The 17,223-nt window shown below is 63.0% G+C and carries 13 protein-coding genes; 12 read left to right on the forward strand and 1 reads right to left on the reverse strand.

Annotated features, from left to right (window positions below; translation table 11 throughout):
• Positions 1-77: 77 nt before the first annotated feature.
• From pepB to AC1IN8_RS14740, 11 genes are all read left to right on the forward strand, one after another.
• Positions 78-1,370, forward strand: coding sequence for an aminopeptidase PepB (pepB, locus tag AC1IN8_RS14690; RefSeq protein WP_479759381.1), 1,293 nt, complete (start codon positions 78-80; stop codon positions 1,368-1,370).
• Positions 1,371-1,641: 271 nt separating this feature from the next.
• Complete coding sequence (gene ndk / locus AC1IN8_RS14695) at positions 1,642-2,070, forward strand: nucleoside-diphosphate kinase (protein WP_005324280.1); 429 nt, start codon at positions 1,642-1,644, stop codon at positions 2,068-2,070.
• A 168-nt stretch (positions 2,071-2,238) separates the two neighbouring features.
• Positions 2,239-3,342: a dual-specificity RNA methyltransferase RlmN gene (rlmN, locus tag AC1IN8_RS14700; RefSeq protein WP_265436135.1), complete on the forward strand. Its 1,104-nt coding sequence runs from the start codon at positions 2,239-2,241 to the stop codon at positions 3,340-3,342.
• Positions 3,343-3,354: 12 nt separating this feature from the next.
• A complete protein-coding gene (tapF, locus tag AC1IN8_RS14705) occupies positions 3,355-4,146 on the forward strand; it encodes a PilW family type IVa pilus biogenesis/stability lipoprotein TapF (RefSeq protein WP_025327234.1) in 792 nt (263 codons plus the stop codon).
• A complete protein-coding gene (locus AC1IN8_RS14710; RefSeq protein WP_479759383.1) occupies positions 4,136-5,065 on the forward strand; it encodes a RodZ domain-containing protein in 930 nt (309 codons plus the stop codon). Before tapF ends, AC1IN8_RS14710 begins: the two co-directional genes overlap by 11 nt.
• A 10-nt stretch (positions 5,066-5,075) precedes the next feature.
• Positions 5,076-6,191 carry a flavodoxin-dependent (E)-4-hydroxy-3-methylbut-2-enyl-diphosphate synthase gene (gene ispG / locus AC1IN8_RS14715; RefSeq protein WP_005324272.1) on the forward strand — a complete coding sequence of 372 codons (1,116 nt, stop codon included), beginning with the start codon at positions 5,076-5,078 and terminating at the stop codon, positions 6,189-6,191.
• 139 nt (positions 6,192-6,330) lie between these two features.
• Entirely contained in the window at positions 6,331-7,608 is a 1,278-nt protein-coding gene (gene hisS / locus AC1IN8_RS14720; protein WP_319916101.1) for a histidine--tRNA ligase, read from the forward strand.
• Positions 7,609-7,611: 3 nt separating this feature from the next.
• Entirely contained in the window at positions 7,612-8,262 is a 651-nt protein-coding gene (locus tag AC1IN8_RS14725) for a YfgM family protein (protein ID WP_041205942.1), read from the forward strand.
• On the forward strand, positions 8,255-9,439 hold the full coding sequence (gene bamB, locus AC1IN8_RS14730) for an outer membrane protein assembly factor BamB (protein ID WP_479759384.1): 1,185 nt from the start codon (positions 8,255-8,257) through the stop codon (positions 9,437-9,439). The genes AC1IN8_RS14725 and bamB overlap by 8 nt, the downstream gene beginning before the upstream one ends.
• A 74-nt stretch (positions 9,440-9,513) precedes the next feature.
• The gene (der, locus tag AC1IN8_RS14735) at positions 9,514-11,013 is read left to right on the forward strand and encodes a ribosome biogenesis GTPase Der (protein WP_106886585.1); all 1,500 of its coding nucleotides are present in this window, start codon (positions 9,514-9,516) and stop codon (positions 11,011-11,013) included.
• Positions 11,014-11,101: 88 nt separating this feature from the next.
• Entirely contained in the window at positions 11,102-11,332 is a 231-nt protein-coding gene (locus AC1IN8_RS14740) for a zinc ribbon domain-containing protein (protein ID WP_247626392.1), read from the forward strand.
• A gap of 344 nt (positions 11,333-11,676) precedes the next feature.
• On the opposite strand, the gene mltF is transcribed toward AC1IN8_RS14740, so the two are convergent.
• On the reverse strand, positions 11,677-13,170 hold the full coding sequence (gene mltF / locus AC1IN8_RS14745) for a membrane-bound lytic murein transglycosylase MltF (protein WP_479759386.1): 1,494 nt from the start codon (positions 13,168-13,170) through the stop codon (positions 11,677-11,679).
• Positions 13,171-13,319: 149 nt separating this feature from the next.
• Here mltF and purL point away from each other — a divergent pair, with 149 nt between their 5' ends.
• Complete coding sequence (purL, locus tag AC1IN8_RS14750) at positions 13,320-17,213, forward strand: phosphoribosylformylglycinamidine synthase (protein ID WP_479759388.1); 3,894 nt, start codon at positions 13,320-13,322, stop codon at positions 17,211-17,213.
• The last annotated feature ends 10 nt before the right edge of the window (positions 17,214-17,223 follow it).

A 17,223-nucleotide genomic window follows, 5' to 3' on the forward strand; every position in this document is an offset into this window, starting at 1 on the left:
CGCCGTGAAGTGCGCCAGATGCCGGCAGGCCAGGCCTGCGCATCCATGATTGCCCGCTGGTTGCAGGAGGTGACGGCATGAATATCTGGCTGAGCCGTGAATTTGCCGCCCCCGAGTGGGGCGAGGGGGCGCTGCTCTCCCACCGTGCCGATGGCATGGTGATCCACCTGGTGACGGCGTCCCCCTTGCTGGACATCCAGCAGGCGGCCCGCCGTCTCTGTGGTCAGGGGATCCAGAAGGTCGCCCTGTGCGGTCACTGGGAGCGCGAGCAGCAGTGGGCCTTCGCCCAGGGACTGCAGACCCCCAAGGCCGAGGTGGAGCTGCAGTGGGCGACCTCGTCCGAAGAGGACAGGGAGGAGCTGGAGGCGCGCTGGCTGTGCGGGCGCTGGGTGCGCGAGATGACCAATGCCACCCCGGAGCAGCTGGGGCCGCTGGAGCTGGCGGTGGAGGCGGCGGCCTTCATCACCGAGCTGGCGCCGGACAGGATCAGCCATCGCATCCTCAAGGGTGAAGCCTTGCAGCAGGTGGGCTGGGTCGGTCTCTATCAGGTCGGCCGCGGCAGCGATCGCGAACCCGTGATGCTGGAGCTGGACTACAACCCCACCGGGGATCGCAACGCCCCCGTGGCGGCGGCCCTGGTGGGCAAGGGCATCACCTTCGACTCCGGCGGCTACTCCATGAAAACCTCCCAGGGCATGCTCACCATGAAGCATGACATGGGGGGGGCGGCCATCGTCACCGGCGCCCTGGCGCTGGCCATACTGCGTGGCCTCGACAAGCGGGTGAAGCTCATCCTCTGCTGTGCCGAGAACTTGGTCTCCGGCCATGCCTACAAGCTGGGTGACATCCTCACCTACAAGAACGGCACCACGGTCGAGATCGTCAACACAGACGCCGAGGGGCGCCTGGTGCTGGCCGACGGCCTGCAGCTCGCCGGTGAATCCGGCGCGCCCCTCATCATAGACGCCGCCACCCTGACGGGCGCCGCCGTGATGGCCCTGGGGGGACGCTACAACGCCCTGTTCGGCCTCGACAAGGGGCTGGTGAGCCGCGCCATGGCCTATTCGGATGCGGAGCAGGAGCCGGCCTGGCCGCTGCCGCTCGAGCCCTGGCACCGCCAGCAGTGCCCGTCCCACTATGCCGATACGGCCAACAGCCGTCCGGTGCCGGGCGGTGGCCCGGGCGGCGCCTCCAACGCGGCGGGTTTCCTCTCCCGCTTCGTCGGCAATGAAGGGCGGGGCTGGCTGCACGTGGATCTGGCGGCCTGTTTCAGCGAGAACGGTGACAACCTCTGGGCCCCCGGGGCCAACACCCTGGGGATGCGTACCATAGCCCATGCCTTGTTGGCGGAGACGCGCCGAGGGGCATGACAAGGCAGAAAGGGCACCTCGGGGTGCCCTTTTCAACGGTGCTGGGAATATGAGCAATAGATAGGGTTTTAGCGGGTTAGCGTGACGATCGTGCACAAGCTCACGTTTTTTCTCAGTGCCATGGCACAAGATGAGTCACCATGTTGTTTCAAGGAATTTTTTGTTTAATAAAAAGTTGCTTTTTTGTGTGTTATTTCGTTTTTTGTTTACGTATAATCGCCGCCGAACATGGATTCCTACAATAAAACTCTGTAGTTAAGGAAAGAACTCAATGGCTATCGAACGTACCTTCTCTATCGTCAAGCCGGACGCGGTCAGCAAGAACCTGATCGGTGCCATCTACAGCCGCTTCGAGAGCGCCGGCCTGAAAGTGGTCGCCGCCAAGATGCTGCACCTGAGCAGCGAGCAGGCCGCCGGTTTCTACGCCGAACACCAGGGCAAGCCTTTCTATGATGGCCTGGTCGCCTTCATGACCTCGGGTCCCGTCATGGTTCAGGTGCTGGAAGGGGAAGACGCCATTCGCCGTCATCGCGAAATCATGGGCGCCACCAACCCGAAAGAGGCCCTGGCCGGCACCCTGCGCTCCTGCTACGCCGAGAGCATCGATCGCAACGCGGTGCACGGCTCCGATGCCCCGGCCTCTGCCGCCCGTGAAATCGCCTACTTCTTCTCCGACGCCGAGATCTGCCCGCGCGGCTGATTTCTGTCGAAAGAACCCCAAGGGAGCCTCGGCTCCCTTTTGTTTTTTGGTCATTCGGTCAATATCCACTTATTCTCCAGGTGGAAAGGCAGACCCATTATTTGTACAATGCCGCCCCCTGACGTAGGTCAGCCGATAATTTATGAAGTGTGTGAGCTGAGGCCCTTGATGAGCGAAACAAAAACCAACCTGCTGGATCTCGATCGGGATGCCATGCGTGCCTTCTTCGTCGAGCTGGGCGAGAAGCCGTTCCGGGCAGATCAGATAATGAAGTGGATCTACCACTCCGGTTGTGATGACTTCGATCAGATGAGCAACGTCAACAAGGCGTTGCGTGAGCGTCTCAAGGCCATTGCCGAGATCCGGGCCCCCGAGATCAGCCGTGAACAACGCTCCTCGGATGGCACCATCAAGTGGGCCCTGCAGGTCGGGGATCAGGAAGTCGAGACCGTCTATATCCCGGAGGCGGATCGCGCGACCCTCTGCGTCTCCTCCCAGGTCGGCTGCGCCCTGGCGTGCACCTTCTGCTCCACCGCCCAGCAAGGTTTCAACCGCAATCTGAAGGTCTCCGAGATCATCGGCCAGGTCTGGCGTGCCGCCAAGGTAGTCGGTGGCAAGCGCCCCATCACCAACGTGGTGATGATGGGCATGGGCGAGCCGCTGCTGAACCTCGCCAACGTGGTGCCGGCCATGAGCCTGATGATGGATGACTACGGTTTTGGCATCTCCAAGCGCCGCGTCACCCTCTCCACCTCCGGTGTGGTACCGGCACTGGACATGCTGGGGGACCAGATCGATGTGGCCCTGGCCATCTCCCTGCATGCGCCGAACGACAAGCTGCGCTCCGAGATCATGCCGATCAACGACAAATACAACATCGAGGCCTTCCTCGCGGGGGTGCGCCGTTATCTGGCCAAATCCAACGCCAATGGCGGCCGAGTGACGGTGGAGTATGTGCTGCTCGATCATATCAATGACGACATGCAACATGCCCACGAGCTGGCGCAGGTTCTCAAAGAGACTCCTTGCAAGATCAACCTGATCCCCTTCAACCCCTTCCCGGGCAACCCGTTCGGCAAGCCGAGCAACAGCCGCATCGACCGTTTCTCCAAGGTACTGATGGAATACGGCCTGACCGTCATCGTCCGCAAGACCCGCGGGGATGACATAGACGCGGCCTGCGGCCAGCTGGTGGGGGAGGTGATCGACCGCACCAAGCGCACCATGAAAAATCGGATGCAACAGGATGGGATTTCCGTCAAAATGGTTTAACTCGCTAAGCCATTGTATAGACAGGAAATGGATATCCGTACATTGATCGTAGTGGCAGCGCTCTGCGCGCTGCCTGGCTGTGTCACCGAGACCACTTACGCTGGCCAGAATTCGACCCAGCGTGAAGTGGGTCCCGACTTCAAGGCGGCTGCCCAGACCCGTCTCGATCTGGGTATTCAATACCTGCGTCAGGGCAATGCCGAACAGGCCAAGTTCAACCTTGACCGGGCCCTCCAGTACGATCCCAGCAATCCTCAGGTCTACATCGGCTTCGCCTATTTCTACCAGCAGGTATCCGATTTCAAGGCGGCCGAGGAGAACTACAAGAAGGCGCTCTCCATGGATCCGACCAATGCTGACGCGATGAACAACTACGGTGCCTTCCTGTGCAACCGTGGGCGTTTCGAGGAGGCGGAGAAGGCATTCCTGCAGGCGGTCAGCCAGCCAGATTACGTCAAGATCGCCGATACCTACGAGAATGCGGCGCTCTGCTCGATGCAAAATAACAGAAATGACAAGGCCAACGAGTACTATCGTCTGGCCTTGGGGTATAATCCCCGCAATCCAAGGTTATTGCTGGACATGGCCGAGCTTTCCATGAAAGATGGCAAGCTGCCTGATGTGCAGTCTTATCTCGTGCGTTTTGCCGAAGTGGCAGACGAAAACGAGGAGAGCCTCTGGCTCCGGCTGCGGCTGGCCCAGGCCATGGACAAACCGGCATTACTTCACCAATTCGGGACTGAGCTGGTAAGGCAATATCCCACTTCGCAACAAGCCAAGCGTTACTTAGCCAATGACTACTGAACAGCCACACGATTTTCAAGACGACTCCCAGGCAGTGGGCCCAGGCCAGCTGCTGCGCAACGCCCGTGAACAGCTTGGCTGGACACGAGAGCAGGTTGCGTCCCGCATTCACCTTCGTCTGACCCTGATCGCCGCCATCGAGGCGGATACCTATGACAAGCATACGTCCCACACCTTCATTCGCGGCTATCTGCGCGCCTATGCCAAGCTGGTCGGCATTCCCGAGGAGACCATACTCGCGGCCTACGACAAGCTGGGACTGACGCCGCCCGATAACATCGACATGCAGAGCTTCTCCCGCCGCTCCCGCCAGCAAGCCAACGACAGTCGGCTCAAGGTGGTGACCTGGCTGGTGATCCTGGTGTTGATCGCCCTCTCCATCGCCTGGTGGTGGCAGAGCACGGCACGTCGTTCCGCCGGGGATGAAGCCCTGGCGGCGAGCGAAATGGGCACGGCGCAGACAGTCTCGGTCGCCAACGTGACGCCCACGGTGGACGTGGCCGACCCCGTATTGCCCGTGGCCTCCGAGGCCGTGGCGACTGAAGTCGTTGTGAGTGACGCCGCCGCCACCGCGCCGGACGTCGTTGCCGCGACCAGTGCCGCCCTGTCTACCGAGGCTTCATCTGCTGAGGCAACCCTGGCGCCGGCAGAGACGGCCGCCACCGAACCTGGCAAGGCGCCCCAGCTCAAGATGAGCTTCACCGCCGACTGCTGGCTGGATGTCAAGGATGCCAACGGCAAGACCCTGTTCAGCGGTCTGAAGAAGGCGAATGACGAACTTGTGCTGGAAGGACCCGAGCCACTCAAATTCATCATTGGCGCGCCCATGGCGGTCAATCTCGAATACCAGGGCAAGTCCTTCGACATGAGCCGTTACAACAACGGCCGGACTGCTCGCTTCTCACTGCCGCAGGAGTAATCTGTCCGCCATGTCCGCTCACGAATCCCCCATTATTCGTCGTCAATCCAGGCAGATCATGGTCGGCAATGTGCCGGTTGGGGGCAACGCCCCCATCACGGTGCAAACCATGACCAACACCAAGACCACGGATGTCGCCGCCACCGTCGAGCAGATCCAGCGGATCGAGCGGGTCGGTGCTGACATAGTCCGGGTTTCGGTACCCACCATGGAAGCGGCGGAAGCCTTCCGGCTCATCAAGCAGCAGACCCGCATTCCCATCGTCGCCGACATCCACTTCGACTACCGCATCGCCCTGAAAGTGGCCGAATACGGTGCCGACTGCCTGCGTATCAACCCGGGCAACATCGGTAACGAAGAGCGGGTGCGCGCCGTGGTCGACTGTGCCCGTCATTACAACATTCCGATCCGCATCGGCGTCAACGGCGGCTCTCTGGAGCGTGACATCCAGGAAAAGTATGGCGAGCCGACCCCGGAAGCCCTGCTCGAGTCGGCCATGCGCCACGTGGATTACCTGGATCGCCTCAACTTCGAGAACTTCAAGGTGAGCGTCAAGGCCTCCGACGTCTTCCTCGCGGTCGGTGCCTATCGCCTGCTGGCCAAGCAGATCGACCAGCCGCTGCACCTGGGGATCACCGAGGCAGGCGGCTTCCGCGCCGGCGCGGTGAAATCCGCCATCGGGCTCGGCATGCTGCTGGCCGATGGCATAGGCGACACCATCCGCATCTCCCTGGCCGCCGATCCGGTGGAAGAGGTGAAGGTGGGCTTCGACATTCTCAAGTCCCTGCGCATCCGCTCCCGCGGCATCAATTTCATCGCCTGTCCCTCCTGCTCCCGCCAGGAGTTCGACGTGATAGGGACGGTGAACGCCCTGGAAGAGCGGCTCGAGGACATCATCACCCCGATGGATGTCTCCATCATCGGCTGCGTGGTGAACGGCCCGGGCGAGGCGCTGGTCTCGGATCTGGGGCTGGCGGGCGCCGCCAACAAGAGTGCCTTCTACGAAGGGGGCCAGCGTGTCGACAGGCTCGACAACAAGGATCTCATCCCGACCCTGGAGCGCCGTATCCGCGCCCGGGCGGCCATGCTGGATCCGGCCAACCAGATCCAGGTGGACAAAGGTTGAACCATTGAGGGGCCACCTGGGGTGGCCCCGGCTTTAGGTTGTTGATTTTAAATCCCGCATCCGGGCACCCTGATTTTACCTCGGGGCCGAAAATCCCTATAATGCGGCCAAATTTTACCTCTTTTTCTCGAGTATCAACGTGGCAAAACAGATCCAAGCTATTCGCGGTATGAATGATTGCCTGCCGGAGCAGAGCCCGGTATGGCAGAAAGTGGAACAGATCCTGCGCCAGGTCGTCGCCAGCTACGGCTACAGCGAAGTGCGCATGCCCATTGTCGAGCAGACCCATCTGTTCAAGCGCGCCATCGGTGAAGTGACCGACGTGGTCGAAAAAGAGATGTACACCTTCGAAGACCGCAACGGCGACAGCCTGAGCCTGCGCCCGGAAGGGACAGCCAGCTGCGTCCGTGCCGGCATCGAGCACGGCCTGCTCTACAACCAGGAACGCCGGATGTGGTACATGGGCCCCATGTTCCGTCACGAGCGTCCCCAGAAGGGCCGTTATCGCCAGTTCCACCAGTTCGGGGTCGAGCTGTTCGGCATCAACGGGCCTGACATCGACGCCGAGCTCATCATGCTGACCCACCGTCTGTGGCGTCTGTTCGGCATCCAGGATCACGTCACTCTGCAGCTCAATACCCTGGGTCAGAGTGCAGAACGGGCCGCCTATCGTGATGCCCTGGTCGCCTACCTGGAGCAGTACAAGAGCGAGCTGGACGAAGAGAGCCAGCGCCGCATGTACAGCAACCCGCTGCGGGTGCTCGACTCCAAGGACGAAAAAGTGCAGGCCATCCTGGTCGGTGCGCCCCGTCTGTTCGATCACCTGGGCGAAGAGAGCCTGGCCCACTTCGAGGGGCTCAAGCGCCTGCTCGAGTCCGCTGGCATCCAATACGAGGTGAACGAGCGTCTGGTGCGCGGTCTCGACTACTACAACCTCACCGTGTTCGAGTGGGTGACGAGCAGCCTGGGGGCCCAGGGCACCGTCCTGGCCGGTGGCCGTTACGACGGTCTGGTGGAGCAGCTCGGCGGTCAGGCCACCCCGGCCGTGGGCTTTGCCATGGGCATGGAGCGTCTGGTGCTGATGCTCGAAACCCTTGAGCTCAACGCCGATATCCGCCCGGCGGTGGATGTCTATCTCTGCATGGTGGGCGAGGGGACTGAGCAGGCTGGTTTCCGGCTTGCCGAGCGGCTGCGCGACGCCCTGCCGGACCTGCGTCTGATGAGCCACTGCGGTGGCGGCAACTTCAAGAAACAACTCAAGCGTGCCGACAAGAGCGGCGCGGCCATTGCCCTGATCCTCGGCGAGACCGAGGTGCAAAGCGGGGAGATCACCATCAAATATCTGCGTGGCCAGGCCGAGCAACAGACCGTCTCGGTCGATGCCGCCATCGCCCTGCTGGCAGCTAAAGGAGAGTAAGCTGTGGAAGTGTATACCACTGAAGAACAACAGGTTGAGGTCATCAAGAGCTGGTGGAAAGAGAACGGCACCTCGGTACTCGCCGGGACCGTGATCGGTCTGGTCGGCCTCTTTGGCTGGCGTTACTACAACGAGCTGCAGCAGACCAACCAGGAAGCCGCCTCTCAGGCTTACAACGCCATGACAGCCCAGCTCGCCAAGGGGGACGATGCCGCCCTCGAGCAGGCCAAGAGCTTCATCAGCGCCCATCAGGGCGACGCCTATGCCGAGCTGGCCGCCCTGCAACTGGCCGCGGCTGCGGTCAAGGCGGGCAAGCTGGATCTGGCTGCCGAGCAGCTGACCCAGGTGGCCGCGAACGGCGACGAGAGCATCAAGCCCATCGCCGCCCTGCGCCTGGCCCGGGTGCTCAAGGATCAGGGCAAGGCCGACGAGGCCCTGGCCCAGCTTGGCAAGATCAACAACGACGCCTTCAAGGCCCAGGTGGCGGAAGTGCGTGGTGATGTCCTGCTGGGGCAGGGCAAGCCCGAAGAGGCGCGCGATGCCTATCAGGTGGCGGCCGATGCCGGCGGCCTGCAGAGCAGCGCCGAACTCAAGCTGAAGATGGACGATCTGGCGCTGCCAGCGGTCACTGCGGGTGAGGCTCCGGATGCGTAATCTGTACAAGAAAATGGCGCTGGGGGTGGCAGTCTCCCTGGCCCTGCAGGGCTGCTCCCTGTTCAGCTCCGAGGAAGACCTGACCCCGATGGCGCCTCTGCCCGTGGTGGAGTCCGTCTTCAGTGCCGATACCAAGTGGTCCTCCTCCGTCGGGGATGGCATAGGCGATTTCTACTCCCAGCTGCAACCCGTGGTGGAAGAGGATCACATCTATGCCGCCGCCCGTGACGGGGATGTGACCGCCTTCGATCGCAATAGTGGCGAGACCCTGTGGAGCGTGGATCTGGCAGACCTGCCCATCAACGCCGACAAGCGCAGCGCCCGCCTCTCCGGCGGTCTGGTCTCCCGCTATGGCAAGCTGTTCCTCGGCTCCGAGAACGGGGTGGTCTACGCCCTGAACGAAGCGAACGGGGAAGTGCTGTGGCAGACCACTGTACCCGGTGAAGTGGTGGCGAGCCCCGCCGTCGAGGATGGTCGCGTGGTGGTGCTGACCACCTCTGGCCGTCTGATGGCGCTCGACACCGATGAGGGCAAGCTGCAGTGGACCCTGTCCGAAGAGCAGCCGCCCCTGACCCTGCGCAGTGCCAGCACCCCGGTCATCACCAACGGCGCCGTGCTCTATGGCCGTGCCGATGGCAAGGTGGGCATCGCCCTGCTGAGCAACGGCCAGCCGGTGCGCCAGTCCAAGGTGGCCGACCCGCGCGGCGCCACCGAGCTGGATCGCATGGTCGACGTGGACGCCAGCCCGCTGATTGCCGGTGATGAGCTCTATGCCATCGCCTACAATGGCCAGCTGATGGCCCGCAAGCTGATGACGGGTGACGAGGTGTGGAAGCGCAAGTATTCCGGCTACCGCGACATGGCGGTCACCGGCAATGCCATCGTGCTGACCGACAGCCGCAGCCATCTGTTTGCGGTCGACAGGCGCAATGGTCTTGAGCTGTGGTCCAACACCCAGCTGGAAAACCGCACCGTGACCGCTCCCGTTGTCCTGGGTGACTACGTGGTGGTCGGCGATGTGGAAGGTTACCTGTATTGGCTGGATCGGACCGACGGGTCCATCAAGGCCATGCAGCAGCTCGACAGCAGTGGTCTCTATGCCGCGCCCCTGGTGGACGGTGACACCCTGTATGTGCAGAGCCGTGGCGGCAAGTTGTACGCTATCAAGCGTCCCTGATCGCCCGTCAATCTGAATATCCGGCTCCTGGTCTTCGGACCCGGAGCCTTTGTCGTCTTGAGAATGAGGCTTTTATGACTCCTGTAGTAGCCCTGGTGGGCCGCCCCAACGTGGGGAAATCCACCCTGTTTAACCGCCTGACCCGTACCCGGGATGCCCTGGTTGCCGATTTCCCCGGCCTGACCCGGGACCGTAAATACGGCCAGGCGAAGTTGGGCGAGCTGGAATTTATCGTGGTCGATACCGGCGGTATCGATGGCACCGAGGAGGGGATCGAGCTGAAGATGGCCGAGCAGTCCCTGCTGGCCATCGAGGAAGCCGATGTGGTGCTCTTCATGGTGGATGCCCGTGCCGGTTTGACCGCCGCGGATCAGGCCATCGCCGAGCACCTGCGCAAGACCCACAAGAAGGTGTTCCTGGTCGCCAACAAGACCGACGGCATCGACGGTGACTCCGCGGTCTCCGAGTTCTACGGCCTGGCGCTGGGGGAGGTCTACCAGATCGCCGCCGCCCACGGTCGTGGGGTGCTGAGCCTGCTGGAGCTGGCGCTGGCCCCCCACCTTGAGACCCTGGTCGAGGCTGCCGCCGAAGAAGAGGCGCAGGAAGAGGAGGACTTCGACGAAGAAGCCCTGCTGCGCATGGTGGCCGCCGGTGATCTCGACACCCGGGAAGACACCAAGGAGACCCCGTTCGCCGACTTGCCCATCAAGTTCGCCATCGTCGGTCGCCCCAACGTCGGCAAGTCCACCCTGACCAACCGCATGCTGGGTGAAGACCGGGTCATCGTCTATGACATGCCGGGCACCACCCGCGACTCCGTCTACATCCCCATGGAGCGTGACGAGCAGAAGTACGTGGTCATCGACACCGCAGGCGTGCGTCGCCGCGGCAAGGTGCACGAGACGGTGGAGAAGTTCTCCGTCATCAAGACCCTCAAGGCGATCGAAGACGCCAACGTCTGCCTGCTGGTGATAGACGCCCGCGAGACCATCACGGATCAGGACTTGAGCATCCTCGGCTTCGTGCTGAGCAGCGGCCGCTCCGTGGTGCTGGTGGTGAACAAGTGGGACGGTCTGGATCAGAAGGTGAAGGAAGACATCAAGAACGAGCTGGACCGTCGTCTGGGCTTCATCGATTTCGCCCGCGTCCACTTCATCTCCGCCCTGCACGGCAGCGGTGTCGGCCACCTGTTCGAGTCCATCAACGAGGCTTACCAGTCCGCCACCCGTCGTACCAGCACCGCCATGCTGACCCGCATCATGCAGATGGCGCAGGAAGATCACCAGCCGCCCATGGTCAACGGTCGTCGCGTCAAGCTGAAGTATGCCCACGCCGGTGGCTACAACCCGCCGCGCATCGTGATCCACGGCAACCAGCTGAACGATCTGCCGGACTCCTACAAGCGGTATCTCATCAACTACTTCCGCAAGTCCCTGAAGATCATGGGTACCCCGATCCGGGTCGAGTTCCAGGAGTCGGTCAACCCCTTCGAGGGCAAGAAGAACACCCTGACCCTGAGCCAGGAGCGGCAACGGGATCGCCTGCTCAAGGCCAAGAACAAGAGCAAGAAATAAGCCCTGACGGCTGCCCTGGTGGCAGCCGTTTTTTTATCTGCAAGATGAGGGGCGAGCCCGGCGCGCCTGCCCTGGAGAGGAGATGACCATGAGTCTCTTGACATGCCCGGCCTGCCAGGCCGAGCTGGACAGCCGCAGCCCAGAGGCGAGCTGCGGCCAGTGCCATGCCCGCTATCGGATCCGGGCCCTGTGCCCGACCTGCCTGCATGAGCTTGAACGGCTTCGGGCCTGCGGGGCGGTGGATTACTTCTGCAACCACTGCAACAGCCTGGTCTCCAAACGTAGTGTCCAGTTTGAGCTGACGCCGGTCGAGGCATAAAAAGGCATTAAAAAACCCGGCCTTGGCCGGGTTTATGCTGTGTGCTCCGCAATCAGCAAGGTATAGGAGCGGTTGCGGTGCCATATCTTGCGTTTCATGTCGGCCAGTTTCAGCTTGCGTCTGGGGCTCCAGGCGCATCTGGTTTTTCTGGTCAACGTGGCTCTTCTGCGTGTTCGCATCTGGTTTTCCTCCCTGGTCATCCCGGCGACGCTGACGGCTCCCTGGCATGGGTTGCCATCGGTATCGCAAGTTGATGAATGTATTGCAATAAGCCTCTCTCAGACAGGCTCTGGTCTGGGGGAATGGTAACAGAGAATTCCCCCAGACGACACACCCCGCAGGGCTCAGGGGGTGATGATCTGGCTGACCACCTCGGCGATGATGGCGGGGCGCTGTGCCGGGGGGGCCTGCTCGCTGCCGTCGTCCTCGTCCAGAGCCTCGCGGCGATGGGCCTTCTGCTGCTCGTTGTCGAGCCAGAGCAGGCTCTGGTAGTACTGGCGTACGTTGTTGACGTAGTTGCGCGCCTCGCCACCCCGGGCATAGCCGTAGCGCACCTTGCGATGCCAGCGTGACTGCTGCAGCAGGGGCAACACCTCTTTCACGTCGCTCCAGGCGTCCGGGTTCTTGCCGAGCTGCTTGGTCAGGCGGCGGGCATCCATCATGTGGCCATAGCCGATGTTGTAGGCGGTGAGGGCAAACCACACCTTCTCGTCCGCCGGCACCGAGTCCGGCACCTTCTCCATCATCTCCTGCAGGTAGCGGGCGCCCCCCTTGATGCTCTCTTCCGGGTGGGTTCTATCGTTCACCCCCATCGCCTTGGCAGTGGGTTCGGTCAGCATCATCATGCCGCGCACCCCGGTGTAGGAGCGGGCCTGGGGGTCCCAGTGGGACTCCTGATAGCTGATGGCGGCCAGCAGGCGCCAGTCAATCTCCTTGGCGTGGGTCTGGAACAGCGCCTGGTACTTGGGCAGCAGGCTCTTGGCCCGCTTGAGGAAGGTGCGGGTGTCGACGAAATCGAAGTTCTGCACATGACCGAAGTACTTCTCGTCGAGCTTGGCGATGGAGCCATCCATGAAGCGCTGGCCGAAGAAGTCGATGATGCTGGCGTAGAGGCTGTCATCGGGCAGCTTGGTCATGGCCCAGGCCACTGTCTGCTTGCTGGCGAGGGTCAGCCCCTCGGTGAGCTCGGGGTAGTAGCGCTGGGTGCGGGCCAGTACGGTGTCCTGCACCACCGTGTAGTCCACCTCGCCGTCGGCGACCTGCTTGAGCAGCTCTTCCACGTCGGCGTCCCGGTTGATGCGCCAGCTCAGATTGGGGTACTGGCTGGCCATCTCCTTCATCAGATCCTCGCCGGTGGAGCCGGCAGGCACCACTATGGTGCCCTTGATGTCGCCGAGATCCTTGGGTCTGGGGGAGCCGTTGCGATAGACCAGCTTGGGGGAGACCTGGTAGAAGCCGGGGCCAAAGCGAAACAGCTTGCGCCGCTCCGGGGTCACGACGATGGCGGCGGCGGCGAGATCCAGCTTGCCCTTTTGCAGCTGTTCGACCAGCTCGGCGGTGGAGTAGGCCGGGACTATGGTCAGCTTGACCCCCAGCCAGTCGGCATAGTGCTGCGCCAGCTCGTAATCGAACCCCTGGGCGGTGTCGTCACGCTGGTAATAGGAAGTGGGACCATTGAGGGTGCCAACACGGATCTCGCCCCGTTGGCGGATCTGCTCCAGCTGGCTGGAGGGGGAATAGAAGTCACAGCCGGCCAGGGCCAGTGTCAGCAACATCCCGATAAACAGTCGAAAAATGCAGCGCAAGTAGGTGAGTACCCTTGTTGAAAAAATCGGCATTTGTCAAAAGAGAGGCACCTTTATACCAGAGAGTGTGGAGGGAGTCACATCGTGGGAGATGAGAAAAACGTTTGTTCGCGGTGAGCCTGATCCCTATAATACGCGCGTCTCAAATCCCCCCACACTCTAAAACTTGGTGAGAAAGGTATATGGAAATCTTGCGTGGTGCCCCAGCACTGTCTGAGTTTCGTGTCCACAAGCTGCTGCAGAGCTGCGCACAGAGAGGAGTAGAGATAGCAGACGTCTATGCCGAATACGTGCACTTTGCCGAGCTTTCGAGCCCGCTCTCGCCCCCGGAGCGAGCGACCTTGGGCCAGCTTCTGCGCTACGGCCCGACCATCCCTGAACACACCCCCAGCGGTCAGCTGTTTCTCGTTACCCCCCGCCCCGGCACTATCTCCCCCTGGTCTTCCAAAGCAACCGACATCGCCCACAACTGCGGCCTGAACCAGGTCAAGCGGCTGGAGCGCGGCATTGCCTATTACGTGCAGGCCAAGGGCGAGCTGACCGCAGCCCAGCGTGGCGAGGTCGCGGCCCTGCTGCACGATCGCATGATGGAGGTGGTGTTCGATGAGCCGAGCCAGGCAGCCGCCCTGTTTGCCCATCACGAACCGCGCCCCTTCACCCAGGTGGACGTGCTGGGCGGTGGCCGCAGCGCTCTGGCCTCGGCCAACATCGAGCTGGGCCTGGCGCTCGCCGATGACGAAATAGACTACCTGGTGGAGAACTTCACCCGGCTTGGTCGCAATCCCAACGACATCGAGCTCTACATGTTCGCCCAGGCGAACTCCGAGCACTGCCGTCACAAGATCTTCAACGCCGACTGGACCATAGACGGTGAGCAGCAGCCCAAGTCGCTGTTCAAGATGATCAAGAACACCTTCGAGCAGACGCCGGATCATGTCCTGTCTGCCTATAAAGACAACGCCGCCGTGATGGAAGGCAGCCAGGGTGGCCGCTTCTTCCCGAGCCCCGCCAGCGGCGAGTACCAGTATCACCAGGAGCGCGTCGACATCCTGATGAAGGTGGAGACTCACAACCACCCGACCGCCATCTCTCCCTTCCCGGGGGCCGCCACCGGCTCCGGCGGCGAAATTCGCGACGAGGGTGCGACCGGCCGTGGCGCCAAGCCCAAGGCGGGCCTGGTGGGCTTCTCCGTCTCCAACCTGCGCATCCCAGGTTTCGAGCAGCCCTGGGAGCAGGATTTCGGCAAGCCGAGCCGCATCGTCAGCGCCTTTGACATCATGCAGGAGGGGCCCCTCGGCGGTGCCGCCTTCAACAACGAATTCGGTCGTCCCGCCATCCTCGGCTATTTCCGTACCTTCGAAGAGCAGGTGCCGAGCCACAACGGCGTCGAAGTGCGCGGTTACCACAAGCCCATCATGCTGGCGGGCGGTATCGGCAACATCCGCAGCGAGCACGTCCAGAAAGGGGAGATCCCGGTCGGCGCGGCGCTGATCGTGCTGGGCGGACCGGCGATGAACATCGGCCTGGGGGGCGGCGCCGCCTCCTCCATGGCCTCCGGCCAGTCTGCCGAAGACCTCGATTTCGCCTCGGTGCAACGGGACAACCCCGAGATGGAGCGCCGTTGCCAGGAGGTGATCGATCGCTGCTGGCAACTCGGCGATGACAACCCCATCGTCTTCATCCACGACGTGGGGGCCGGTGGCCTCTCCAACGCCATGCCGGAGCTGGTGAACGACGGCGAGCGCGGCGGTCGCTTCGACCTGCGCGCCATCGCCAGCGACGAGCCGGGCATGAGCCCGCTGGAGATCTGGTGCAACGAGTCCCAGGAGCGCTATGTGCTGGCGGTCGCCCAGGAGAAGCTGCCCCTGTTCAAGGCCCTGTGCGAGCGCGAGCGCGCTCCTTATGCCGTGATCGGCACCGCCACCGAAGAGAAGCATCTGACCCTCTCCGACAGCCACTTTGACAACCAGCCCATCGACCTGCCGCTGGACGTGCTGCTCGGCAAGGCGCCCAAGATGCACCGCGACGTGCAGACCCTGCCCGCCCAGGGCAAGGCGCTGCAACTGGACGGCATCACCCTCAGCGACGCCGCCGAGCGGGTGCTGCGTCTGCCGACTGTGGCGGAGAAGTCCTTCCTCATCACCATCGGCGATCGCACCGTGACCGGTCTGGTCAACCGCGACCAGATGGTCGGCCCCTGGCAGATCCCGGTGGCCGATTGCGCCGTCACCGCCGCCACCTACGACAGCTATCACGGCGAAGCCATGTCCATGGGGGAGCGTACCCCGGTGGCACTGCTGTCTCATGCTGCATCGGCCCGTATGGCGGTGGCCGAGGCCCTGACCAACCTGGCACCGGCTCATATCGGCTCCCTCAAGCGGGTCAAGCTCTCCGCCAACTGGATGTCCGCCGCCGGTCACCCGGGGGAAGATGCGGGCCTCTACGAAGCCGTGAAAGCGGTGGGCGAGGAGCTCTGCCCGGCCCTTGGCATCACCATCCCGGTGGGCAAGGACTCCATGTCCATGAAGACCCGCTGGCAGCAAGAGGGTGAGGAGCGCAGCGTCACCTCGCCGCTCTCCCTGCTTATCTCCGCCTTTGCGCGGGTCGAGGACGTGCGCAATACCGTGACCCCGCAACTGCGGACCGATCTCGGGGAGACCGACCTTATCCTGATTGACCTTGGCAACGGCAAGCAGCGCCTCGGCGCCTCCGCCCTGGCCCAGGTCTATCGCCAGCTTGGGCAGAGCGCCCCGGATCTGGACAACCCGGTCCAGCTCAAGGGCTTCTTCAACGCCATCCAGGCGCTGGTGGCGGATCGCAAGTTGATCGCCTACCACGACCGCTCCGACGGCGGCCTCTTCGTCACCCTGACCGAGATGGCGTTTGCCGGTCACTGCGGCCTCGACATCCAGCTCGATCGCATCGGTGGCGACCTGCTGCCGGCGCTGTTCAACGAAGAGCTGGGGGCGGTCATCCAGGTGCGCCGCGACGACAAGGAAGCGGTGCTGACCCTGCTGGCCGGTCACGGTCTGGCGGCCTGCTCCCACGTGCTGGGCACGGTGCGTGAAGATGACCTCATCCTGTTCCAGCGCGCCGGCACCGAAGTGTACCGCGCCAGCCGCACCGCACTTCGCACCCTCTGGGGCGAGACCAGCTGGCAGATGCAGCGCCTGCGGGACAACCCGGAGTGCGCGGATCAGGAGCATGCCGCCCGTCAGGACGCCACCGATCCGGGTCTGCAGGCCAGGTTGACCTACAACCCGTCCGAGGACGTGGCCGCCCCCTATATCGCCCGCGGGGTCTCCCCCCGTCTGGCGGTGCTGCGCGAGCAGGGGGTCAACTCCCACGTGGAGATGGCGGCGGCGTTCGATCGCGCCGGGTTCGCGGCGGTGGATGTGCATATGAGTGACATCCTGTCCGGTCGCATCAAGCTGGAAGAGTTCCAGACCCTGGTGGCCTGCGGCGGCTTCTCCTACGGCGACGTGCTGGGGGCGGGGGAAGGCTGGGCCAAGTCCATCCTGTTCAACGACGGAGCCCGCGAGCAGTTCCAGCGCTTCTTCGAGCGCGGCGATACCTTGTCGCTGGGCGTGTGCAACGGTTGCCAGATGATGTCCAACCTGCGGGACCTCATCCCGGGGGCCGATCTCTGGCCGCGCTTCGTGCGCAACCGCTCCGAGCGCTTCGAGGCGCGCTTCAGCCTGGTGGAAGTGCAGGACTCCCCCTCCGCCTTCTTCGCCGGCATGGCGGGCTCGGTGATGCCCATCGCCGTCTCCCACGGGGAAGGGCGGGTGGAAGTGCGCGACGCCGCTCACCTTGCCGCGCTGCAACAGAGCGGCCTGGTGGGACTGCGCTTCGTGGACAACCGCGGTCAGGTCACCGAGCAGTACCCGGCCAACCCGAACGGGGCTCCGGCGGGCATCACAGCGGTCACCACCACGGACGGCCGCGCTACTATCATGATGCCGCACCCGGAGCGGGTGTTCCGCACAGTGGCGAACTCCTGGCACCCGGACAACTGGGGCGAGGACGGCGCCTGGATGCGAATGTTCCGCAACGCTCGCGTGCGTCTGGGTTAATCCCGCGCTG

It is taken from the genome of Aeromonas sp. 130281 (genome assembly GCF_056642115.1).

Coding starts and splice junctions, on each gene's coding strand:
- ispG (WP_005324272.1), top strand. CDS start 5,076: ATGTCCGCTCACGAATCCCCCATTATTCGTCGTCAATCCAGGCAGATC.
- AC1IN8_RS14710 (WP_479759383.1), top strand. CDS start 4,136: ATGACTACTGAACAGCCACACGATTTTCAAGACGACTCCCAGGCAGTG.
- der (WP_106886585.1), top strand. CDS start 9,514: ATGACTCCTGTAGTAGCCCTGGTGGGCCGCCCCAACGTGGGGAAATCC.
- rlmN (WP_265436135.1), top strand. CDS start 2,239: ATGAGCGAAACAAAAACCAACCTGCTGGATCTCGATCGGGATGCCATG.
- bamB (WP_479759384.1), top strand. CDS start 8,255: ATGCGTAATCTGTACAAGAAAATGGCGCTGGGGGTGGCAGTCTCCCTG.
- pepB (WP_479759381.1), top strand. CDS start 78: ATGAATATCTGGCTGAGCCGTGAATTTGCCGCCCCCGAGTGGGGCGAG.
- ndk (WP_005324280.1), top strand. CDS start 1,642: ATGGCTATCGAACGTACCTTCTCTATCGTCAAGCCGGACGCGGTCAGC.
- purL (WP_479759388.1), top strand. CDS start 13,320: ATGGAAATCTTGCGTGGTGCCCCAGCACTGTCTGAGTTTCGTGTCCAC.
- AC1IN8_RS14740 (WP_247626392.1), top strand. CDS start 11,102: ATGAGTCTCTTGACATGCCCGGCCTGCCAGGCCGAGCTGGACAGCCGC.
- mltF (WP_479759386.1), bottom strand. CDS start 13,170: ATGCCGATTTTTTCAACAAGGGTACTCACCTACTTGCGCTGCATTTTT.